Origin of the sequence: Nocardioides limicola (assembly GCF_016827675.1) — a bacterium.
In the GTDB taxonomy this organism is placed as follows: domain Bacteria; phylum Actinomycetota; class Actinomycetes; order Propionibacteriales; family Nocardioidaceae; genus Nocardioides; species Nocardioides limicola.
On the sequence record NZ_JAERJA010000016.1, the window covers coordinates 22,394 to 44,130 of the forward strand.

Below are 21,737 nucleotides of genomic sequence, written 5' to 3' on the forward strand. Positions count from 1 at the left end.
CAGGGTCTGACCCGGAGCGGCTAGCGTGGGCCCGGTGAGGCACGCACACACCGTCGACCAGGTCCGCGACGCCGAGGCGGCGCTGATGGCCACGCTGCCACCAGGCAGCCTGATGCAGCGCGCGGCCTTCGGACTGGCGTCGGCCGTCATCGATCTCCTCGGCGGCAGCTATGGCCGCCGGGTGTTGCTGCTGGTCGGCCCCGGCGACAACGGCGGTGACGCGTTGTACGCCGGTGCGCTGCTGGCGCGCCGGGGCGCGGTCGTCGAGGCGTGGCCGATGGCCGAGCAGTGCCACCCGGGCGGCCTCGCCGCCCTGCGGGCCGCCGGCGGCCGACCGGTCGATGACTGTGCCCACCCACCCGACGTGGTGGTGGACGGCATCGTCGGGATCGGCGGCCGTCCCGGGCTGCGACCCGCCGCAGCCGACGCGTGGCTCCGGGCCACCGCCCACGGTGCCCCGGTGGTCGCCGTCGACGTGCCCTCGGGGGTCGACGTCGACTCCGGGCGGCTCGAGGGACCCCACGTGGTCGCCGACCTGACGGTCACCTTCGGCACCCACAAGGTCGCGCACCTCGTCGACCCGGCCGCGGCCGCCTGCGGTGCCGTCCACCTGGTCGACCTCGGGCTGGAGATGCCGCCCGCCGGGATCGAATCACTGCAGCCCGGCGACGTCGCCGCGCTGCTGCCACGACCACGCCCGGACGCGCACAAGTACGCCCGCGGCGTCGTCGGGGTCCGGGCAGGGTCACCGACCTATCCCGGGGCCGCGGTCCTGTGCGTGGCCGGCGCCGGCGCCGGACTCGCCGGGATGGTCCGGTACGACGGTCCGGTCGCCGACGCGGTCCGCGCCGCGCACCCGGAGGTGATCGCCGGCCCCGGTCAGGTGCAGGCCTGGGTGGTCGGCTCCGGCGCCGCCGACCATGCCGCGCAACTGCTCGCCGAGAGCCTGGCCGACCAGGTCCCGGTGGTGGTGGACGCGGACGCGCTCGACCACCTGCCCGACCGGTTCCCGTCTCCGGCAGTGCTCACCCCGCACGCCGGCGAACTCGCCCGGATGCTCGGCGTGCCCCGGCGCCTGGTCGAGGCCGAGCAACTCGCCCACGCGCGCGCTGCCGCCGAACGTTTCGGGGCGGTGGTGCTGCTCAAGGGGCGCCATTCGCTCACCGCCGAGCCCGGCGGCCGGGTCCGGGTCACCACCACCGGGACCCCGTGGCTGGCCACCGCCGGGGCCGGTGACGTCCTCGCCGGCCTGATCGGTGCCCTGATGGCTTCCGGGCTGGAGCCCTTCGAGGCGGCCTCGGTCGGTTCCTGGCTGCACGGGGCCGCGGCCACCCTGGCCTCGGCCGGAGGGCCGCTGACCGCCGGGCCGGTGGCTGAGGCCGTCGGCGCGGTGGTGCGCCACCTGCCGACCGCGGGCTGACAGAATCACCCCATGACCGGTCCGCAACCCGAGCTCGTGGTCGACCTGGCCGCGATCCGGCACAACGTCGGCCGGCTGCGGGACTGGGTCGGCGCCGACGCCGGCGGACCGCAGCTGATGACCGTGGTCAAGGCCGACGGATACGGGCACGGCATCCTGGAGGTCGCCCGGGCCGCCCGGGACGCCGGCACCGACTGGCTGGGGGTGGCCACCCTGACCGAGGCGCTCACCCTGCGCCACGCCGGGGACACCGGGCCGCTGCTGTGCTGGCTGCACCTACCCGGGGAGGAGTTCGCCGCCGGCATCGCTGCCGACGTGGAGGTGACGGCGTACTCGACCGGGCAGCTGGCCGAGATCGTCGCCGCCGCCGACCGGGCCGGACGGCGGGCGCGGGTCCAACTCAAGGTGGACACCGGCCTCTCCCGCGGCGGTGCCACGGCAGCCGAGTGGCCCGCACTGGTGGCGGCCGCCCGCGCCGCCGAAACCGTCGGCAGCGTCGAGATCACCGGCATCTGGTCCCATTTCGCCTGCGCCGACGAGCCGGGACATCCGGCCAACGACGCCCAGGAGACGGCGTACCGACTCGCCCTCGACACCGCCCACGCCGCGGGCCTGCGACCCCGGCTCCGGCACCTGGCCAACTCCGCCGCCGCGGTGCTGCGCCCCTCGGCGCGTTTCGACCTGGTCCGGTGCGGCATCGCCAGCTATGGACTCGACCCGGCCCCCGGGCACACCCCGGCCGAGCTCGGACTGCGTCCGGCGATGACCGCGACCAGCCCGCTGGCGCTGGCCAAGCCGGTGGCCACCGGGGCCGGCGTCTCCTACGGACATGCCTGGACCGCCACCGCCGACACCACCGTCGGCCTGGTGCCGGTCGGCTACGGCGACGGCGTCCCCCGGCACGCGTCGTCGGTCGCCGAGGTGCTCGTGGCCGGCAAGCGACGCCCGATCCGCGGCCGGGTGTGCATGGACCAGTTCGTCGTCGACCTGGGCGGCGACCTGCCGCCGGCGGGCACCGAGGTGGTCCTCTTCGGCCCCGGCGACCAGGGCGAGCCGACGGCGCAGGACTGGGCCGAGGCGGTCGGCACCATCAACTACGAGATCACCACCCGGATCGGTGGACGCTTCGCTCGCCGACACGTCGACGGAGGAGACAGATGAAACGCCTCGCCCTCGGCCTCGCCGCCGGTGCCGTGCTGGCCGGCGTCGGCGCCACTGCCGAGATCGCGCGCCGCAACCGGGTGATCGCCCGACGGGTCCCTGACGGTGCCGAGTTCGGTTCGGTCCGCGGCCAGGTGCGTACGGTGATCGCCGACGACGGCGTCCCGCTGCACGTCGAGGTGCACGAGGCCCCGACCGGCTCACACAACCGCAAGGCCGACCTGACGCTGGTGCTGGTGCACGGCTACGCCCTGAACTCCGACTGCTGGCACTTCCAACGGGCCGGGTACGCCGGGCAGTTGCGGGTGGTCGCCTACGACCACCGCTCCCACGGGCGATCCGGGCGCTCGACGCCGGGCAACGCCACCATCGAACAGTTGGCGGCCGACCTGTTGACGGTGCTTGACCAGGTGGTGCCCGAAGGCCCGGTGGTGCTGGTCGGTCACTCGATGGGCGGGATGACGATCATCGGCCTGGCCGAGGAGCATCCGGAGCTGTTCGGTGACCGGATCGTCGGGGTCGGTCTGATCGCCACCACTGCGGGCGGCCTGACGCCGCACCGGATGCTGCTGCCGATGGTCCCCACCTCGGTGGGCGGCAGCTTCGCCGAACGACTCGTGGTCGGGCTGAACCGGGTGCACCGGCAGGTGGACGGTGGTCGCCGGCTGGGCCGCCGGGTCACCACGGTGATCACCGACCTGTTCGCCTTCGGTGACGACGTGCCGGCCAGCTACGTGGCCTTCGTCGACGAGATGCTGCGGAACACCCCCTTCGAGGTGGTGGCCGAGTTCTACGGCAACTTCGCCGCCCTGGACAAGTTCGGTGCCGTCCCGGCCCTCTCCTCGGTGCCGACGACGATCATCTGCGGCACCGCCGACCGGCTCACCTCGATCGGCCACAGTCGCAAGCTGCACGCCCACATCGACGGCTCCCGGCTGGTGGAGTTCCCCGGCGCCGGGCACATGGTCATCATGGAGCGGCATGCCGAGGTCAACGACGCGTTGGACGGCCTGCTCGCCGAGGTGCTGCAGTTGGGCGCCGACTGATGGGAGTGACGTTGCGTCGGGTGGGCGCCGAAGCCGCCGCCGACGTGCATGCCGTGGTGCGGGCCGCCTTCTCCGGCCGGCCGCCGCTGGACCCGCCGACGGCTGCGCTCGCCGAGACCCCGCAGACGCTGGCCGAGAAGCTGGCCGCCGGCGGGGGGCTGATCGCGGACGTGGACGGCGCGCCGGCCGGTGCGCTGCTGCTCGACCCGCTGGGTGACCTGCTGTTCCTGCGCCGGTTCGGGGTGGTCCCCGGCGCTCAGCACCACGGCCTCGGCCACCGGATGGTGGAGGAGGCGGTGGAGCTCGCCCGGCAGCAGGGCCGGCGCGGGTTGGCGGTGCTGGCGCGCGAGGAACTGCCGGCGACGGTCGGCTTCTGGCGCGACGCCGGGTTCGTGGAGACCGGGCGGGAACCGCCGTACCGGGAACTGGTCCGCTGGTTGCCGCAACGCCACGACGCCGCGGACGCGGACGCGATGCGCGAGGTCGGCCGCGCGGTCGCCGTCACCCTGCGCGCCGGCGACCTGCTGGTGCTCACCGGCGAACTGGGTGCCGGCAAGACGACCTTCACCCAGGGGCTCGCCGAAGGGCTCGGAGTGCGCGGCCAGGTCACCTCCCCGACGTTCGTGATCGCCCGGGTGCACCCGTCGCTGGTCGGCGGACCGTCGCTGGTGCACGTCGACGCCTACCGGCTCGGTGGCGGCGACGAACTCGACGACCTCGACCTGGACACCTCCCTCGACGAAGCGGTCACCGTCGTCGAATGGGGTGAAGGGCTGGCCGAGGCCCTGGCCACCGACCGGCTCGAGGTGCGGATCACCCGTGCCCTGGGCGACGACGGCGGTGTCGAGGATCACGACCCCCGAGTGGTCGAGGTGCTGCCGGTCGGCGCCCGCTGGCGCGGGTAGGCTCATCCGGTGCTGCTCGCCTTCGACACCGCCACCCCGCTGGTCACCGTCGCCGTGGCCAACGGCTCGGACGTGCTGGCTGAGAGCGTCGCGGTGACCCCGATGAAGCACGGCGAACAGTTGGCGCCTCAGATCGAGGCGGTGCTCGCCGAGGCGGGAGTGCACCGCACCGCGCTCACCGCGATCGCGGTCGGGGTGGGTCCGGGCCCGTTCACCGGTCTGCGGGTCGGGCTGGTCACCGCCCGGACGCTGGGGCATGTGCTCGACGTGCCGGTGCACGGGGTCTGCTCCCTGGACGTGCTCGCGGTCGAGGCGGTGGCCACCGGGACGGTCTCCGGCGACTTCGCGGTCGCCACCGACGCGCGCCGCAAGGAGGTCTACACCGCCCGCTACGACGGCACCGGGGTGCGTCGCCGCGGCCCGGAGGTGCTCCGCCCTCTCGACGCAGCCACCGACCTGCCGGTGGTCGGGGAGGGCGCCCGGCTCTATCCCGACGCGTTCGGGCACGCAGTGGCCCCGATCCGACCGAGCGCCGGGTGGCTGGCGCGTGCGGTCGCCGAGTCCCGGGTCGAGCTCTTGGGGCCGGAGCCGCTCTACCTACGCCGCCCGGACGCGGTCGCCCCGGGTCCGGTGAGACCGGTCTCATGATCCGTGACGGGCAGCCGGCCGATGTGGCCGCGATCGTGGCCATCGAGGCCGATGTCTTCGGCGCCGACGCCTGGCACACCGAGTCGGTGGCGGCCGAACTGGTCGCGCCCGGCCGACGGGTCCGGGTCAGCGGCGACCCGGTGTCGGCGTACGCGGTGACGATGGTGGTCGGTGACGTGGCCGACCTGCTGCGGATCGCGGTGCGGCCCGAGCAGCGGCGACGTGGGCTGGCCGGGGCGCTGCTCGAGGATGCGGTCGTGGCCGCGGCGGCGGCCGGCGCGGATCGGATGCTGCTGGAGGTCGCGACCGACAACACCGCGGCGCTGCGGCTCTATGCGGGCGCCGGGTTCACCGAGGTGGACCGGCGGGCGCGGTACTACGCCGGCGGGGTCGACGCGGTGGTGCTGCGCCGCTCGCTGCGCAGCGGGTGTGGTGCGAGAGGATCGGACTCATGACGCACGAGCCACTGGTGCTGGGCATCGAGACCTCCTGCGACGAGACCGGGATCGGCATCGTCCGGGGGACGACGCTGCTCGCCGACGCGGTGGCCTCCAGCGTGGACGAGCACGCCCGCTTCGGTGGGGTGGTGCCCGAGGTGGCCAGCCGCGCCCACCTGGAGGCGATGGTGCCGACGCTGCGGCGGGCCGCGGAGACGGCCGGGATCCGGCTCAGTGACGTGGATGCGGTGGCGGTGACCTCCGGGCCCGGCCTGGCCGGCGCGCTGCTGGTCGGGGTGGCGGCAGCGAAGGCGTTGGCGCTGGGGCTGGACAAGCCGCTGTACGGCGTGAACCATCTGGCTGCGCACGTGGCCGTCGACCAGCTCGAGCACGGGCCGTTGCCCGAGCCGTGCCTGGCGCTGCTGGTCTCCGGGGGGCACTCGTCGCTGCTCCAGGTCACCGACCTGACTCTGGGGGTGGACCCGATGGGTGCCACCATCGACGATGCGGCCGGGGAGGCCTTCGACAAGGTGGCCCGGTTGTTGGGGCTGCCGTTCCCCGGCGGCCCGCATATCGACCGGGTGGCGGCCGAGGGGCAGATCACCATCGACTTCCCGCGCGGGCTGACCTCACGTCGCGATCTGGAGCGGCATCGGTTCGACTTCTCGTTCTCCGGGCTGAAGACCGCGGTCGCACGCTGGGTGGAGGCCAAGGAGCGGGCCGGTGAACCGGTGCCGGTCGCCGATGTGGCGGCGTCGTTCCAGGAGGCGGTCTGCGACGTCCTGGTCCGCAAGGCACTGGACGCGGCCCGTGAGCGTGGCATCGAGGACCTGATGATCGGCGGCGGCGTGGCCGCGAACTCCCGGCTCCGGGCGATGGCGGTCGAGCGGGCCGCTGCTGCGGGCGTCCGGGTCCGGGTGCCCCGCCCCGGCCTGTGCACGGACAACGGCGCGATGGTGGCCGCCCTCGGCGCCGAGATGGTGGCCCGGGGTCGCACCCCCTCGGCCCTCGACCTGCCCGCCGACTCCTCCCTCCCCGTCACCACCGTCCTCTCCTAACCAACTCTGCCGAGGTGGGGTTTGTGGCCGCCCGAAGTGGGGTTTGTGGCCGGCCGAGATGGGGGTTGTGGCCCTCACCGGCCCATCAGCATGAACACCGGCGTGAGCTCGTCGCCGACCACGGGCTCCACGGCGTTCTCCACGCTGCCGTCGAGGCCGAGCCGGATGATCTGCCAGCGGTGGTCGACCTCGATCTTGTCCTCGGTCCAGGTGTCCGGCAGGGGTGTGGCCACCAGCACCAGCAGGTGATCGCTGTCCTCCCACACCGACCCGGCGATGAACCAGTCCTCACCCTCGGCATCGAACCGGCCGAGCCCGACGCGGACCTGGCCGGTCTCGGCACCCAGGATCGAGACCAGGCCATCGCCGATGCCGGAGCGGTACGCCGGCACGCCGCGCAGGTGCCGGCCGTCGGGGGAGAAGGCCTCCAGACCTGCGTCGCAGGACTCCCAGATGGGCTCCTGGTCGTGCCACAGGCGGGGCAGCACCGCCCAGCAGCTGCCCGGTTCGAGGTCGTCCCGACTGCGCATCACCGCGATGCGCCCGTCCATGGTCATGTCCGCGGCACCGATCGCGGTCGCCGGGGACATGGGCTCGGTAGGTCCGGCCAGGTGGCTCGACCACAGAGCGTCCCCGACATTGACATAGGCCGCGCAGTCGTGGCCCACGGTCACTTCACGGCAGTCCTCACCCTCCAAGGCCACCAGCCGGCGGTCTGCGCCCGGAAGTTCGTTGCTGAACGCCACCGGCTCCGGCTCACCGATCCGCAGCGCCATGACCGGACCCCCGGGGGTCAGCCAGGCCACCGTGCTCTGCGACGCATTCGTGACCAGCCCCGGCTCAGCGTCGTACACCTGACGGTCGGCGCCGATGCCGGGGATCACCTCGACATACCAGCCCCCGGCCCCGTCATGGGTGCCGACCACGTAGCGGTCCGCTGCCGCCTGGTAGTGCACGGCGTACGGCTCGTGCCTCGTTTCCGGTCGCACCTGGGCGCCGTCGGGGAAGACGACCACCGAGTCCCGGGCGTAGGGAACCTGTGGCGCTTCTCCCACCGGCAGGTCGCTCAGGTCCGAATGCCACGTCGCGGATCCGCCCGGTTCCGGGGTCGGCTCGGGGGTCGGGATCGTCGGGTCGACGATCGTGGGGCTCGGCGCCACCGGGGGCATCGTCTGGGTGCCGCCGGGAGTGAGCATCACCGCGGCCGGGACCAGGACCGCCACAGCAGCCGCCGCAGCGAAACCGGTGACGATCCGGCGACGGCGCCGGATCGCGGTGGCTCGGCCGTGGACCGCGCTCAGGTCGAACGGCGCCGCAGGTGCGTCGTACGCCTCGCTGCGTAGCCCGTCCCGGACCAGTGCGGTCCAGTTGTCGTGCTCGGTCATCGCTCCTCCTCCCCGAGATCGTGGGTTGGTCGGGTGGGTGCCAGGTCGGGTGGCGCCTGGCGGCGCAGGGTGGCCAGTGCCCGGCTGGCCTGGGACTTGACGGTGCCGACGGAGATCCCGAGCACCTCGGCGGTCTCCGCCTCGGTGAGCTCCTCGTAGTAGCGCAGCACCACCACGGCGCGCTGCCGTGGCGGCAGCGACCGCACGAACTGCCACACCACCGCCCGGGTGCCGTCGTCGGGCTGGCGGTCGTCGGCCGGCTCGGGCAGGGACGTGCTCGTCACCTCATTGCGTCGCCACGGCCGGCGCCACAGCGACACATGCTCGTTGACCAGGATCCGGCGCACGTACCCGTCGACCGATTCACGCTTCTCCACCTTGGGCCAGGCCAGGTAGAGCTTGGCCAGGGTCGTCTGCACCAGGTCCTCGGCGGTGTGCGGGTCCCCGCTCAGCAGGTACGCCGTGCGCAACAGCGCGGGCTGCCGGGCACGGGCGTACTCGGTGAAGTCGTCCTCGTGCTGCGCCATGGCGGGGTCCGTTCGGGGGCTGCTGACGGTCGGCATCCTCGGCTCACCATCCTTCCTCACCCGACTACACGCAGCGGGGATCCAGAAGGTTGCATCCGCCTCAGTTTCCTCAGGGAGCGAGCATCGGCACCAGCACCATCGCCGGCTCGGCGTCGCTGCCCGCGATGGGACCGGCGGCGATCTCGGTGCTGCGGTCAGCACTGATCCGGAGCACCCACCACGCGCCCTCGGCACGCACCTGGAGCAGCGCAGAGTCGAGGTCCTCCCACACCGCGAGGCCGATCTGCCACGGGTCGTCGGCGGTGCCTGCCCAGGTCCCCACAGCCTCCCCCGTGGCGGCATCCAGGATGCCGACCTCGTGATCGCTGAGGTCGTCCGACCGGAGGGGGCGGGCCAGGACCAGGCCACCGTCGGGGGCGAACGAGTCAAGGCGTGAGGCACAGGTGCTCCACCGTGGTGCACCCGAGCCAGCGTCGACGACCGCCCAGCAGTCAGCTTGATGGCGATTCCTGCCCAGGATGTCGCCGGTGGTGCTCAATGCTGAGACGTTGCCGAGCAACTCGTTCTGGGATCCGTGCCCGCCGTCGCGCAGGCTGATGTGCATGTCCGGACTCGGGAAGTTGATCATCACCTGGCAGTCGCCGCTCGCTGCCGCGTTCGAGCAGTCTCCGGCGACCGCGGCCAGTCGTCCCTCGCCCGCGACGTCGCGGTAGGGCTCGAGGCGTGCGGGCTCGGCTGCGTCTTGGTGCAGCACCGTGGGCGTGTAGCCGCCCTCCAGCCAGGCCACGGTGGTCCCCGCCGCGTCCACCACGATGCCGCTGTTGGCCAGGTAGACCGAGGGGGTCCGCTCCGGGCCGTCGAAGACCTCGACGAGGTACTTGCTTTCCGCGATGGTGGCCACCACGAACCTGTCCGCGTCGGGGAAGTACATGAACTGGTGTGGCCACCCGCGCGTCTCCAGTCGGACCTCGCGACCGTCGGGGAACCGCGCGGTGCGCATCACCATCACCGGGACCTGGGGACTGTCCCCTCTCGAGAGTTCGTTGATCCGGGAGCGAAGGTCCGCGAGCGCCGGTGGTTGTTGCTCGTCCACTCGCGGCGCCGCATCGAACAGCCGGAACGGCGGCCGCTCACCCTGGACCGGGGTCGCGGCGTACTCGACCGTGCCGTCCAGGCCGAGCCGCAGCACCGACCAGCCCGTGTCGGCGGAGCCGTCCACCACCAGCAGCACGTGGTCGCTCTCCCAGGCCTGGCCGTAGGTCTCGGGCCAGATCGACAAGCTCGGCCACGCCGCCGGGGTCGGTACGACGCCACCCGTGGCTGCTTCGTACACCGTGGGGGTGCCGTCCGCGTCCACGCCGAGCACCCACCCGCCGTCGGGGCTGAAGGAGCGCAGGGTCCCCTCGTCGGCCGCCCATAGGCGCTCCCCGTCGAGGGTGAAGACGCCGTCGGTGTCGCCGAGCCGGCCGATGAGCCGCTGGTGCGTGGGGTCGACGGCGGTCACTCCGGTGAGTTCGCCGATCCGGACCGGGTCGTTCACCAGGTCGGTGACCCAGACGCCGCCGGTGCCGAAACTGAGCGCGTAGACCAGTCGGGTGTCGTCGACGTAGCCAGCGATCCAGCCGGTGACACCTGCCTCAGCCACCTCTTGCGACTGGGGGTCGAGGTCGTAGGTCGGGGAGACCGTGATCCGTGTCGGTGACGGGGTGGTGTCAGCCTCGGGTGGATCGACCTCGATCCAGGCGATCCGATCCCCGTCGGGTGTGCGGATCGGGTCACCGGCCACGGCGAACTCGTAGGGTGGCCACGAGGGCAGTCGGCTCCCGTCGATCACCAGTGACAGGCCGCCTGTGCCCTCGAAGAATCGCTCGTCGGTGACCAGATGTCCGTCCCTGAAGGGAATCACCGACTGCACTCCATGATCGGTCGGGATGGCGGCGATGTAGCCGTCGACGGAGTGGTAGCTCCCACCTGACAACCAGTTCACGGCTGGTTCCGCTCCCACCGGGTGGGGCAAGGCAGGGGTCTCGTCCACCGGCGGGATCGGCTCGGGGTCGGGCCCGGCCCACCAGGCCAGCGGCACCAGCAGCGCGACCACCCCGACGGCCATCGCGGTCGTGGTGGCCCGACGCCGCCGGATCCGCTGAGCCCTGTGTCGTACGTCGTTCAGAGTCAGCGCCGCCGGGTTGTGGGCGTCACCGCGCCGGGCCAGCGCCTGGGCGAGTTGTTCCTCGGTGTTCATCGGCCCTCCTCGGCATCGATGTCGGCGGGCAGTCGGTCCCGGAGGGTGGCCAACGCTCGGCTGCACTGGGACTTCACCGTCCCCGGTGAGATCTCCAGGATCTCGGCGATCTCGGCTTCGCTCCGCTGTTCGTAGTAGCGCAGCACCACCACGGCCCGTTGTCGCGGCGGCAGGCCGCGCACCAGCGCCCACAGCGCCTGCGTGGTGCCGTCGTCGTACTCGTCCACCACTGCCGCCTCGGGCAGCACGTCGGTGCTGAGTTCGCGACGCCGGAAGCCACGTCGCCACCAGGATGCGTGCTCGTTGACCAGGATCCGGCGGACGTAGGCGTCCATCCGGTCGGTCTCGCGCACCCGGTGCCAGTGCAGGTAGAGCTTCGCCAGCGCGGTCTGGGTGAGGTCCTCGGCGCTGTGCGGGTCCCCGGTGATCAGGTACGCCGTTCGCAGCAACGTCGTCTGCCGTGCGGCCAGGTAGCGGGCGAACTCGTCATCCTTGGTCGCCATGGCTCCCTGCGTCTCGACGGTGGTGGGCATCGGGCGTCACCATCCTTCCTCACTCCACTGACGCCACTGGCTCGGTTCTGGTTGCATCGGGGCCTCAGGCAGGATTGGTGTCGATGAAGACGCGCCTCGCCCTGCTGCTCTCCGGGCTCCTGATCGTTGCCGGCTGCAGCACGGCCCCCTCCGAGCCGGGCCCGCCGACACGCGACCTTGATCCCACCAGCGAGCCGGCGCCGCCGGGTCCGGCCGAGCGTCTCGGTCTGACCGCGGGGTGGGGGCCGAGCGTCGACCAACTCGATCGAGCTGTCCGGCTGACCAACCGGTTGAGCCTGGAGGAGTTGGCGGGTCAGGTCATCGTCGCCGCGTACGCCGGCACTGCTGCGCCGATCGAACTGGTCACCGAGCTGCACCTGGGCGGCGTGATCGTCTTCGCCGCGAACGTCAACTCGGCCGAACAGATCGGGGGGTCCAACGCCCGACTGCACCGGGAGGTGCCGCGTCGGTGGCCACTCTTCGTCGCCGTCGACCAGGAGGGCGGGATCGTGGCCCGTCTGTCCGACGCTGTGCCGCCGCTGCCGACCTTCATGACCGCCGGTGCCGCCGACGACGCCGGGCTCACCGAAGCGGTGATGCGGGTGCTGGGCGCCGACCTGCGGTCCCTGGGGTTCACGGTCGACTTCGCGCCGGTCGCCGATGTCACCTCGGGTCCGGAGGATCCGACGATCGGCTCCAGGTCTGCGGGCGCCGACCCGGAGTTGGTGGCGCGGCAGAGCGCCGCCGCCGCCGCGGGCTTCGTGGCTGCCGGCGTACTGCCGGTGCTGAAACACTTCCCCGGACATGGGTCGGTGCCCGCCGACAGCCATGTCGAGTTGCCCGTGCAGCAGCGCAGCCGCGCCGAGTTGGACGCGATCGACCTGGTCCCGTTCGCTGGCACCGAGGCTCCTGCGGTGATGGTGGGCCACCTCGATCTCCGGGCGGTCGATCCGGGCACCCCGTCGTCGCTGTCCAGGCCGGTGGTCACCGGCATCTTGCGTGAGGACCTCGGGTACGGCGGACTGGTGGTCACCGACGCGCTCGACATGGCCGGCGTCGCGCAGGGCCGCAGCGACCGGGAGGTCGCGGTGGCGGCGCTGCGTGCCGGCGCCGACGTACTGCTGATGCCGCGCGACCCGCGGGCCGCCCGGGACGGCATCGTGGCCGCGGTGGAGGGTGGCGAACTGCCGCGGCGACGGCTACGCCAGGCGGCGGCCCGTCAGGTGGCCGCGCTGCTGTGGCAGGCGGAGTTGGCCGAAGCCGCCGGGGTGCCCGACGCCGATGCGGTGGCGGCCTGGTCGCGAGCGGCCGTCACCCTCGTCGTCGGCCCGTGTTCGGGCCGGTTGGTCGGGGAGCGGGTGCAGCCGGTGGGGGATCGGGCCGCGGTGGCTGCCTTCGCCCAGGCGGCGCAGCGTGCAGGACTGGAGGTGGGTGGCGGGGACGTGGTCGCCTTCACCGGTTTCCGAGGTCCGGCGGTGACGGGCGATGTCGCGGTGGCCACCGATACGCCGTACGTGTTGGGCCGGAGTTCGGCGCCGGTGAAGATCGCCACCTATGGCGCCACACCGGCCGCGATGGACGCCCTGGTGGCGGTGCTGCTCGGCGAGACCCGTGCGGTCGGCACTCTCCCCGTTCCCGTTCCCGACGTCCCCACCCCCTCCTGCTGACGAAAGGGGGTTTGTGGCCGCGCGAGGTGGGGTTTGTGGCCCGCGCGAGGTGGGGTTTGTGGCCCGGGTGACACCATGGCCCCGTGCTCCTCGACGCCTTCGAATGGCTGCTCACACCACCGGGTCAGCAACTGCTCCGGATCGCCGGCGAGGCATGGGCCGATCATGACGGCGACCCGGTCCGCGCCGCAGCGGCGGTACGACGTACCGAACCCGACGCGGACCGTGCCGCAGCCGCGTTGACCCAGGTGCAGCTTCGGCAGCGCGCCGTTGCCAAGTTCGGGGACGACGCCGCCCTCATGTACTTCACTCCGGACGGGCTGGAGCAGGCCACCCGAGCCCGGGTCGCCGCCCATCGTGCCGCCCGGCTGGCCGCCGCGCAGCCCGCCTCGGTGATCGACCTCGGCTGCGGCATCGGCGGCGACCTGGTGGCGATGGCACGCGAGGAGTTGGTTGTCGCCGGCATCGACACCGACCCGGTCCGGGCAGCGGTCGCCCGCGCCAATCTCGACGCACTCGGGCTCACCGGTGCCGTGCAGGTCGCCGATGCGACCGCGATCGACCTGGGCGGGTTCGCGGTGACCTTCTGTGACCCGGCACGACGTGGGGCGCGCGGGCGAGTCTTCGACGTGGAGGGCTGGGTCCCGCCCTGGTCGTTCGTGACCGCACTGCTCGCCGGTGCCGCGGTGGTCAAGGTCGCGCCCGGCATCCCGCACGACCTGCTGCCCGAGGGTGTGGAAGCCGAGTGGGTCTCCGAGCGCGGTGAGGTGAAGGAGGCGGCACTGTGGTCGTCGTACCTGGCGACCTGTCGGCGCCGCGCCACGGTCATCGGTGCTGGCGGGCTGGCGACGGTCACCGAGGAGGACGACCCGTACGACGGGGCCGAGCGGCCGGTGCGAGCCCTCGGCGACTTCCTGCATGAGCCGGATGGGGCGGTGATCCGCGCCGGTCTGGTGACCGCTGTTGCCGGGATCGTTGACGGGGGGCTGCTGGATCCGCAGATCGCCTACGTCACCACCGACGTGGCGGTGCGGACTCCGCTGGCTCGGGGGTACCGCGTCGACGAGGTGTTGCCGTACCGCGAGAAGCAACTCAAGGCGGCGCTGCGTGAGCGGGGTATCGGGCGGTTGACGATCAAGAAGCGCGGCGTGGACATCGTCCCGGAGCACCTGCGGCAGCGACTCGCGCTGCGTGGCGACAACGAGGCCACCCTGGTGCTGACGCGTGCGGATGGGCACGGAGTCGCCGTGTTGGTGACGCCGCTCCAGTAGCGCGCAGTCCCGGCTGCCGAGACGTGACACTTCGGCTGCCGAGACGTGACACTTCGGCTGCCGAGACGTGACACTTCGGCTGCCGAGAGCTGACACTTCGGCGGGGAGGTCTGGCACTCGGTTGCAGTGAGTGCTAACGTCTGATCTGGCACTCTCGCCTTGAGGGTGCCAGCGCCTGTAGCCGGCGTACGACCCCCGCGACGGCGTACGTCACCAGCACAGGCTCAGACGTCAAGAGCCCAAGGAACAAGAGAGTGGAGGTCGACATCGTGTCGGTCAACATCAAGCCCCTCGAGGACCGTCTCGTCGTGAAGGCCCTCGAGGCCGAGCAGACCACGGCCTCGGGTCTGGTCATTCCCGACACCGCCAAGGAGAAGCCCCAGGAGGGCGAGGTCGTCGCGGTGGGTCCGGGTCGGATCGACGACAACGGCAACCGCGTGCCTTTCGACGTGGCGGTCGGTGACAAGGTCATCTACAGCAAGTACGGCGGCACCGAGGTCAAGTACGCCGGCGAGGAGTACCTGATCCTCTCCGCTCGCGACGTGCTCGCGATCGTTTCCTGACCCTTCCGACCCGGGGCGTCATGCCGATCGGTTGCTCCGGCAGCCCGATCGCATGACGTCCCGGGCATCGATCATTTTCCTAGGAGAGACATGCCGAAGATCCTCGAGTTCGATGAGGAAGCTCGTCGGTCCCTCGAGCGCGGCGTAGACGCCCTCGCCAATGCGGTGAAGGTGACGCTGGGCCCGAAGGGCCGCTATGCCGTGCTCGACAAGAAGTGGGGCGCTCCGACCATCACCAACGACGGTGTCACCGTCGCCCGTGAGATCGAGCTGGACAACCCCTTCGAGAACCTCGGTGCGCAACTGGCCAAGGAGGTTGCCACCAAGACCAACGACGTCGCCGGTGACGGCACCACCACCGCCACCGTGCTCGCCCAGGCGATGGTGCACGCCGGTCTCCGCGCGGTCGCCGCCGGGGCGAACCCGATGGGTCTCAAGCGGGGCATCGACGCCGCTGCTGACGCTGTCGGTGCCGCGCTGCGTGATCTGGCTCGCGAGGTGACGTCCAAGGAGGACATGGCCTCGGTGGCCACCATCTCCAGCCGCGATTCGCGGATCGGCGAGCTGCTCGCCGAGGCCTTCGACAAGGTCGGCAAGGACGGCGTGATCACGGTCGAGGAGTCCAACACCATGGGCACCGACCTGGAGTTCACCGAGGGGATGCAGTTCGACAAGGGCTACATCTCGCAGTACTTCGTCACCGACCCCGAGCGGATGGAAGCTGTCCTCGACGACCCCTACATCCTGCTGCACCAGGGCAAGATCACCGCGATCGCTGACCTGCTGCCGTTGCTCGAGAAGGTGATGGCGTCGGGCAAGCCGCTGTTCATCCTCGCCGAGGACATCGAAGGCGAGGCGCTGTCCACCCTGGTGGTCAACAAGATCCGCGGCACCTTCAACGCGGTCGCGGTGAAGTCCCCGGCGTTCGGTGACCGTCGCAAGGCGATCATGCAGGACATCGCGGTCCTCACCGGTGGCCAGGTCGTCGCTCCCGAGGTCGGCCTCAAGCTGGACCAGGTCGGCCTCGAGGTGCTGGGTCAAGCCCGTCGCGTGGTGGTCAGCAAGGACAACACCACCATCGTCGACGGGGCTGGCGACTCGGCCGAGGTCGAGGGCCGGGTCAACCAGATCAAGGCCGAGATCGAGTCCTCGGACTCGGACTGGGACACCGAGAAGCTGCAGGAGCGGCTGGCCAAGCTGGCCGGCGGTGTCTGCGTGGTCAAGGTCGGCGCCGCCACCGAGGTGGAGCTGAAGGAGAAGAAGCACCGCATCGAGGACGCTGTCTCCGCGACCCGCGCCGCCATCGAAGAGGGCATCGTCGCCGGCGGTGGTTCCGCGCTGGTGCACGCCGCTTCGGTGCTCGAGGGCGGACTCGGCCTCAGCGGTGACGAGGGCGTGGGCGTCAGCATCGTCCGCTCCAGCGTCGACGAGCCGCTGCGTTGGATCGCCGAGAACGGTGGCGACCAGGGGTACGTCGTGGTCGCCAAGGTCCGCGAGGGCGGCGCCGGGCACGGCTTCAACGCCGCCACCGGTGAGTACGGCGATCTGGTCGCCCAGGGCGTCCTGGACCCGGTCAAGGTGACCCGCTCAGCGCTGGTCAACGCCGCATCGATCGCTGGCATGCTGCTCACCACCGAGACCCTGGTGGTGGACAAGCCCGAAGAGGAGAAGGCCGAGGCCGGTCACGGCCACGGTCACGGACACGGCCACTGAGCCGATCCACTGAGGGGCTCGTCACCGCGCTGCGGTGGCGGGCCCTTCGTCGTTGAGTTCAGCTCCTGGCGTCGACCACCCAGCGCAGGTCGAGCGACAGGAGACGGGTGTCGGCCGTGGCGAAGCGCAGCCCCTCGACGGTGGCCTGCGCCAACAGCATCCGGTCGAACGGATCGTGCCGGGTGAGGTCGGGGAACGCGGTCAATGCGGCGGCATGTGCCTCGGTGTAGGCGAGATGTCGCAGTCCCTGGTCGGCCAGCCGAGGGCCCAGATCTTCGGGCACGGTGAGCTTGCCGAGCATCGCCTTGAGTGCCAGTTCGGTGTGCGAGATCGCGGAGGCATGCACTCGCGAGGCGGTAGAGATCGCCCGACGGGCCTGGGGGCCGAGCCGGGGGCTGTCGTCGAGGAGCCAGAGCAGCACGTGGGTGTCGAGCAGCATCAGCGGGCGAGGTCCTCGTCGTACATCCCGAGGATCTCGGCGTCGGCCGCGACGAACTCGTGGTCGTCGTACTCGATCTCGCTCCGCATCCCCCCGAACCGTACGTCGACCCGAGAAACCGCGCGCAGTTCTGCGATCGGCTCGCCTGCCTTCGCGATCGTGATCACCTCGCCGTTGCGGACCCGCTCCAGCAGGCGGGAGAGGTGCGTCTTCGCCTCGTGGATGTTGACCGTCGATGTCATACGTCGACGATATTAGTCCGACTTAGTTTAGGCAAGTGTTTCCCGGTCGGCCGCTCAGGAGGTCCGATGCGCGGCCACAAACCCCACCTCGCGCGGCCACAAACCCCACCTCGCGCGGCCACAAACCCCACCTCGCGCGGCCACAAACCCCCTTTCGTCCTCGACAAACTAGAACACGTTCCACTAGGGTGTGAGGCAGAACACTCACCGACACCTGTGGAGCAGAACTGATGTCCCTCGACCGGTCCACCCTGTTCATCGGCGGCGAGTGGGTCGCCCCTGCCACTGACGAGACCTTCACCGTCATCTCCCCGCACACCGAGGAGCCGATCGCCACCGTCCCGGCCGGCAGCACCGCCGACATCGACCGCGCCGTCGCCGCCGCCCGCGAGGCCTTCGACCACGGTCCGTGGCCGCGGATGACGCCGCAGGAGCGGATCGACGTGGTGGCCAGGTTCTCCGACCTGTACGCCGCGAAGCTCGGAGAGGCCGCCGATCTGATCACCGCCGAGATGGGTTCGCCGGCGCAGTTCAGTCAACTGGCCCAGTCACCGGCCGCCTGGATGGCGCTGGACGCCATGATCAACGTGGCCCGCGCCTACGAGTGGGAAGCCACCCGGCCCGGTTCGCTGGGCAACCCGGTGGTGGTACGACGTGAGCCCGTCGGCGTGGTCGCCGCCATCCCGCCGTGGAACGTCCCGCACTTCACCGTGATGTCCAAGCTCGCGCCGGCACTGCTGGCCGGCTGCACCATCGTGGTCAAGCCCGCTCCCGAGACGCCGCTGAGCGGCGCGGTGCTCGCCGACCTGCTCACCGAGGCCGGGGTGCCCGCAGGGGTGGTCAGCATCATCCCCGGCGGCCGCGAGGTCGGCGCCCATCTGGTGGCGCACCCGGGCGTGGACAAGGTCGCGTTCACCGGCTCCACCGCCGCCGGCAGGCAGATCGCCGCGGTCTGTGGTCAGCAACTCAAGCGCGTCAGCCTCGAACTGGGCGGCAAGTCGGCGGCCATCGTCCTCGACGACGCCGACCTGGACCGCACCATCGAGGGCCTCAAGTTCGCCTCGCTGCTCAACTCCGGTCAGGCCTGCATCGCCCAGACCCGGATCCTGGTCAGCCGCGCCCGCCACGACGACTTCGTCGAGGCGTTCGCGGACGCGATGGGCAAGATGGTCGTCGGCGACCCCGCCGACCTGGCCACCGAGATCGGCCCGATGGTCAGCCAGCGGCAGCAGCAGCGCGTCGAGTCCTACATCGGCATCGGCCAGTCCGAGGGCGCCAAGATGGTGCTCGGCGGCGAGGGCCGCCCCACCGGCCTCGACCGCGGCTGGTACGTCAAGCCCACCCTGTTCGCCGGCGTCGACAACTCGATGCGGATCGCCCAGGAGGAGATCTTCGGGCCGGTGCTGGCGGTGGTCCCGTACGACGACCCGGCCGAAGCGGTCCGGATCGCCAACGACTCGCCGTACGGACTCGGCGGCTCGGTGTGGACCAGCGACCCCGAGCAGGGTCTCGAGGTGGCCAGGCAGATCCGCGCCGGCACCGTCGGGGTCAACCAGTACATGATGGACTTCGCGGCCCCCTTCGGCGGCTTCAAGGACTCCGGCATCGGCCGCGAGTTCGGCCCCGAGGGACTCGACGAGTACGTCGAGGCGAAGTCGATGTTCCCCGACGTCAGCGGCGGCTGAGCACACCGTCGGCACCTGCCCGCACGAGAAACGATTCGCGACTCGTGCGGGCAAGTGCGTGACAGGAGCCACGTCGATGATGGAAGATCGCCGGTGGGAGTGGGGCAAATGACCACGGTGGAGGTTCCATCCGCCGACGAACGAAAGAGATGCCACATGTCAATCTTCGCCGGCTTCAGTGCCAAGGACATCGGACGGATCAAGGAGGCCGGGACCCCGGTGACCCTGCCCGAGGGGTGGTCGCCGATCTGGGAGCGCACCCCGTCCGACAAGGCCTACATCCTCCTCTCCGGCGAGGTGTCGATCCGGCACAACGGCGAGGAGATCGCCACCCTCGGCCCCGGCGACATCGTGGGCGAGGCCTCGTTCGTCCGGCACACCCTGCGCACCGCCAGTGTGGTCGCGACCACCCCCCTGACGGCGCTGCACTACACCCTGGAAGCCGTCGAGAAGCTCTGCGACGACGTGCCCGGTTTCCGAGCCCGCCTCGAGGAGACCGTCGCCGAGCGACTCGGGGACAACTGACCCCACCCACCCGTCAGGAGCACGTCCGTGTCCACCTCGCCGCCGGACAGCGCAGCAGAGGGGCCGTCGCGACCCGAGATCGCCCTCAACGAGGTCATCGACAGCGTCGAGGTCGCGCTGCTGGGAAGCCGACCGTCACTGACCCGACTCCAGGTGGCCGAGCAGTCCGGTGTCCCGCTCGAGGTCGCCGAGGAACTCTGGCATCTGCTCGGCTTCGCCCACCTGGGCGACGAGGTGGTGGCCTTCACCGACCGTGACGTGGAGGCGCTGCGGGTCACCTGGCAGTTGGTGGCGATGGGCGTCATCGACGCCGAGTCCCAGGCGGCGCTGGTGCGCACCTGGGGGCGCAGCTTCGCCAGGCTCGCGGAGTGGCAGACGAACCTGTTGGCCGGGCTCGCGGCCCGCTCCGACGACCCCGCCGCGCAACTGGAGTCCCTGGTCGTTGACGTGCTGCCCCGGGTGGAGCAGTTGCAGAACCACATCTGGCGCCGGCACCTGCTCGCCTCCGCCAGCAGGTTGGTGATCACCGGCGGGGCAGGCGACCAGGGGCTGATGCGGGCGATCTGCTTCATCGACATCGTCGGCTACACCACCCGCAGCAAGAACCTGACCGAGGGCGAGCTCGTCGACTGGATCGAGTACTTCGAGCAGGAGGCCACCGCCGTCGTGGTCGACCACGGCGGCCAGGTGATCAAGATGATCGGCGATGAGATCTTCTTCGCCACCGACGATGTGGTCGCGGCTGCCGAGGTCGCTCTCGAGCTCACCGCCCGGGGCGCCGACGAGGAGGACCGGTTCCCCGCGGTGCGGGCGGGCATCGCCTGGGGAGAGGTGGTCAGTCGACTCGGGGATCTGCTCGGACCCACCGTCAACATCGCTGCGCGGCTCACCTCGGTCGCACGCCCGGGCAGCGTGCTGATCGACCGGGCGGCGTACGAGGCGTTGCGGCCGCAGGAGGATGACGACACCTTCGACGCCGAGGCCATCGCCGAGAACGTCGCCAAGGTCTTCGAGGCGCTCACCCCCAAACGGGCCAAGGACGACGACTCCGAGGCGCCCGGGCCGGCGGCCCCGCTGGAGATCGGCCCGGACGACCCGACCGAGTCACTGGAGGTGATCGACCTCGACGACCACGAGGAGCACCCCGAGTCGCCGTACCGGTTCCGGCGGATGCGTCGGGTCTCGGTGAAGGGCTACTCGCGGATGGAGACCTGGGTGCTCCGCCGCGCCGACCAGCGCTGAGAGTTGCGTAACCTCGCCGAAACAGCGCTGCCGCTGCCGCGCAATCGAGCCACGGCACGCTGGCCCCTTCACTGTCCTGCGGAGGGGAGACAGCCATGCTGTGGAGGATGCGTACGACGTTGCCGGACCGACCGGGGGCGCTGGCGGCGTTGGCGAAGCAATGCGGCGACGCCGGGGTCAACATCCTCGGTCTGCAGATCTTCCCGGGCGTCGAAGCGGTCACCGACGAACTGGTGCTGCGCACCCCCAACCACTGGCGACTCAGCGACGTGGTCGGCCTCATCGAAGGCGCCGGGGGTGAGCAGGTCGCCGGCAACGAGTGCACCGAGGCGGCGCTGATCGACCAGCCTGCCCGGTACGTGCAGGCGGCCCGCAGCATCATCGCGCAACCGGCCTCGTTCCCCGAGGTGGTGGCCAGACTCTTCGACGCCGAGGCCGACCCGGCCGGCGTCGAGGACTCGCGGGACGTGATGGACATGCTGGTGGGTGAGGTCGCGGTCCAGGTGCGGCGTACCGCCCCGTTCACCGCCACCGAGCACGCCCGTGGCGCCGCGATGGCTGACCTGGTCGGCGACGTGTTGGCACGCAGCCGGGCCGCGGACCCGATCCTGGCCGCCCCGGGGCGACGGCTCGGCATCGGCGCCACCCCGGACTACCAGCACACCGATGTGGCGGTGACCGCCCTGGTCGACGGGGTCACCGTCGGCGTGGCCGCGCTGGCCGACGAGGCAGCAGCGGGGGTCAGGCACGTGTCGCTGCGGGTCGACCCGGCGTGGCAGCGTCGCGGTATCGGCACCCGGCTGCTCGCCGACGTGGCCAGGGTCGCCAGCGCCGCCGGTGTCGTGGAGATCCTGATCTCCACCCGGGCCGACAACCAGGCGGTGCTGCCGATGGTGCTGGCCGCCGGATTGCGGGGCCGGATCCGGATGTCGGGGGAGACCCTGACGGTCCGGATCGGGGTGCGTGACCTGCGTCCCATCCCCGCATGACGGGTCAGGGGCAACGCGTCCCAGCCCGTACAATCTGCG

General features: G+C 71.5%; 21 protein-coding genes. 15 read left to right on the top strand and 6 right to left on the bottom strand.

The window, feature by feature from the left end; genetic code table 11:
- The first annotated feature begins 34 nt into the window (after window positions 1-34).
- From JKG67_RS17885 to tsaD, 7 genes are read left to right on the top strand one after another with little or no spacing between them, the layout of a single operon-like run.
- Window positions 35-1,420, top strand: coding sequence for an NAD(P)H-hydrate epimerase (locus JKG67_RS17885; protein ID WP_203338715.1), 1,386 nt, complete (start codon window positions 35-37; stop codon window positions 1,418-1,420).
- Window positions 1,421-1,432: 12 nt separating this feature from the next.
- Window positions 1,433-2,581, top strand: a complete 1,149-nt coding sequence (gene alr, locus JKG67_RS17890) for an alanine racemase (protein ID WP_203338716.1) — start codon at window positions 1,433-1,435, stop codon at window positions 2,579-2,581.
- Window positions 2,578-3,627: an alpha/beta fold hydrolase gene (locus tag JKG67_RS17895; protein ID WP_203338717.1), complete on the top strand. Its 1,050-nt coding sequence runs from the start codon at window positions 2,578-2,580 to the stop codon at window positions 3,625-3,627. The genes alr and JKG67_RS17895 overlap by 4 nt, the downstream gene beginning before the upstream one ends.
- Complete coding sequence (gene tsaE / locus JKG67_RS17900) at window positions 3,627-4,532, top strand: tRNA (adenosine(37)-N6)-threonylcarbamoyltransferase complex ATPase subunit type 1 TsaE (protein WP_203338718.1); 906 nt, start codon at window positions 3,627-3,629, stop codon at window positions 4,530-4,532. Before JKG67_RS17895 ends, tsaE begins: the two co-directional genes overlap by 1 nt.
- 9 nt (window positions 4,533-4,541) lie before the next feature.
- The gene (tsaB, locus tag JKG67_RS17905; protein ID WP_203338719.1) at window positions 4,542-5,180 is read left to right on the top strand and encodes a tRNA (adenosine(37)-N6)-threonylcarbamoyltransferase complex dimerization subunit type 1 TsaB; all 639 of its coding nucleotides are present in this window, start codon (window positions 4,542-4,544) and stop codon (window positions 5,178-5,180) included.
- Entirely contained in the window at window positions 5,177-5,635 is a 459-nt protein-coding gene (locus tag JKG67_RS17910; RefSeq protein WP_203338720.1) for a GNAT family N-acetyltransferase, read from the top strand. The genes tsaB and JKG67_RS17910 overlap by 4 nt, the downstream gene beginning before the upstream one ends.
- The gene (gene tsaD, locus JKG67_RS17915) at window positions 5,632-6,675 is read left to right on the top strand and encodes a tRNA (adenosine(37)-N6)-threonylcarbamoyltransferase complex transferase subunit TsaD (protein WP_203338721.1); all 1,044 of its coding nucleotides are present in this window, start codon (window positions 5,632-5,634) and stop codon (window positions 6,673-6,675) included. Before JKG67_RS17910 ends, tsaD begins: the two co-directional genes overlap by 4 nt.
- A gap of 74 nt (window positions 6,676-6,749) precedes the next feature.
- On the opposite strand, the gene JKG67_RS17920 is transcribed toward tsaD, so the two are convergent.
- From JKG67_RS17920 to JKG67_RS17935, 4 genes are all read right to left on the bottom strand, one after another.
- Entirely contained in the window at window positions 6,750-8,060 is a 1,311-nt protein-coding gene (locus tag JKG67_RS17920; protein ID WP_203338722.1) for a hypothetical protein, read from the bottom strand.
- Window positions 8,057-8,587: a SigE family RNA polymerase sigma factor gene (locus JKG67_RS17925; protein ID WP_203338723.1), complete on the bottom strand. Its 531-nt coding sequence runs from the start codon at window positions 8,585-8,587 to the stop codon at window positions 8,057-8,059. Before JKG67_RS17925 ends, JKG67_RS17920 begins: the two co-directional genes overlap by 4 nt.
- A 109-nt stretch (window positions 8,588-8,696) precedes the next feature.
- Window positions 8,697-10,829: a hypothetical protein gene (locus JKG67_RS17930; RefSeq protein WP_203338724.1), complete on the bottom strand. Its 2,133-nt coding sequence runs from the start codon at window positions 10,827-10,829 to the stop codon at window positions 8,697-8,699.
- Window positions 10,826-11,362 (bottom strand): SigE family RNA polymerase sigma factor, encoded by a 537-nt coding sequence (locus tag JKG67_RS17935; protein WP_238998668.1) that lies wholly within the window; start codon window positions 11,360-11,362, stop codon window positions 10,826-10,828. Before JKG67_RS17935 ends, JKG67_RS17930 begins: the two co-directional genes overlap by 4 nt.
- Before the next feature lie 83 nt (window positions 11,363-11,445).
- Here JKG67_RS17935 and JKG67_RS17940 point away from each other — a divergent pair, with 83 nt between their 5' ends.
- The 4 genes from JKG67_RS17940 (at window position 11,446) to groL (ending at window position 16,576) form a co-directional block, all read left to right on the top strand.
- Window positions 11,446-13,029 carry a glycoside hydrolase family 3 protein gene (locus tag JKG67_RS17940; protein WP_203338725.1) on the top strand — a complete coding sequence of 528 codons (1,584 nt, stop codon included), beginning with the start codon at window positions 11,446-11,448 and terminating at the stop codon, window positions 13,027-13,029.
- An 83-nt stretch (window positions 13,030-13,112) separates the two neighbouring features.
- Window positions 13,113-14,300, top strand: coding sequence for a class I SAM-dependent methyltransferase (locus tag JKG67_RS17945; protein ID WP_203338726.1), 1,188 nt, complete (start codon window positions 13,113-13,115; stop codon window positions 14,298-14,300).
- Window positions 14,301-14,569: 269 nt separating this feature from the next.
- Window positions 14,570-14,863 (top strand): co-chaperone GroES, encoded by a 294-nt coding sequence (gene groES / locus JKG67_RS17950; protein ID WP_203338743.1) that lies wholly within the window; start codon window positions 14,570-14,572, stop codon window positions 14,861-14,863.
- Between the two features lie 90 nt (window positions 14,864-14,953).
- Complete coding sequence (groL, locus tag JKG67_RS17955) at window positions 14,954-16,576, top strand: chaperonin GroEL (protein ID WP_203338727.1); 1,623 nt, start codon at window positions 14,954-14,956, stop codon at window positions 16,574-16,576.
- A 58-nt stretch (window positions 16,577-16,634) separates the two neighbouring features.
- On the opposite strand, the gene JKG67_RS17960 is transcribed toward groL, so the two are convergent.
- On the bottom strand, window positions 16,635-17,015 hold the full coding sequence (locus JKG67_RS17960; protein WP_203338728.1) for a type II toxin-antitoxin system VapC family toxin: 381 nt from the start codon (window positions 17,013-17,015) through the stop codon (window positions 16,635-16,637).
- Entirely contained in the window at window positions 17,015-17,257 is a 243-nt protein-coding gene (locus tag JKG67_RS17965; protein ID WP_203338729.1) for a type II toxin-antitoxin system Phd/YefM family antitoxin, read from the bottom strand. The genes JKG67_RS17960 and JKG67_RS17965 overlap by 1 nt, the downstream gene beginning before the upstream one ends.
- A 230-nt stretch (window positions 17,258-17,487) precedes the next feature.
- On the opposite strand from JKG67_RS17965, the gene JKG67_RS17970 reads away from it, so the two are divergent.
- The 4 genes from JKG67_RS17970 to JKG67_RS17985 all read left to right on the top strand — a co-directional run bounded on the left by JKG67_RS17970 (window position 17,488) and on the right by JKG67_RS17985 (window position 21,698).
- The gene (locus JKG67_RS17970; RefSeq protein WP_203338730.1) at window positions 17,488-18,942 is read left to right on the top strand and encodes an aldehyde dehydrogenase; all 1,455 of its coding nucleotides are present in this window, start codon (window positions 17,488-17,490) and stop codon (window positions 18,940-18,942) included.
- 156 nt (window positions 18,943-19,098) lie between these two features.
- Window positions 19,099-19,467, top strand: a complete 369-nt coding sequence (locus JKG67_RS17975) for a Crp/Fnr family transcriptional regulator (protein WP_203338731.1) — start codon at window positions 19,099-19,101, stop codon at window positions 19,465-19,467.
- Window positions 19,468-19,494: 27 nt separating this feature from the next.
- Complete coding sequence (locus JKG67_RS17980; protein ID WP_307816622.1) at window positions 19,495-20,709, top strand: adenylate/guanylate cyclase domain-containing protein; 1,215 nt, start codon at window positions 19,495-19,497, stop codon at window positions 20,707-20,709.
- A 107-nt stretch (window positions 20,710-20,816) separates the two neighbouring features.
- Entirely contained in the window at window positions 20,817-21,698 is an 882-nt protein-coding gene (locus JKG67_RS17985; RefSeq protein WP_238998669.1) for a GNAT family N-acetyltransferase, read from the top strand.
- The last annotated feature ends 39 nt before the right edge of the window (window positions 21,699-21,737 follow it).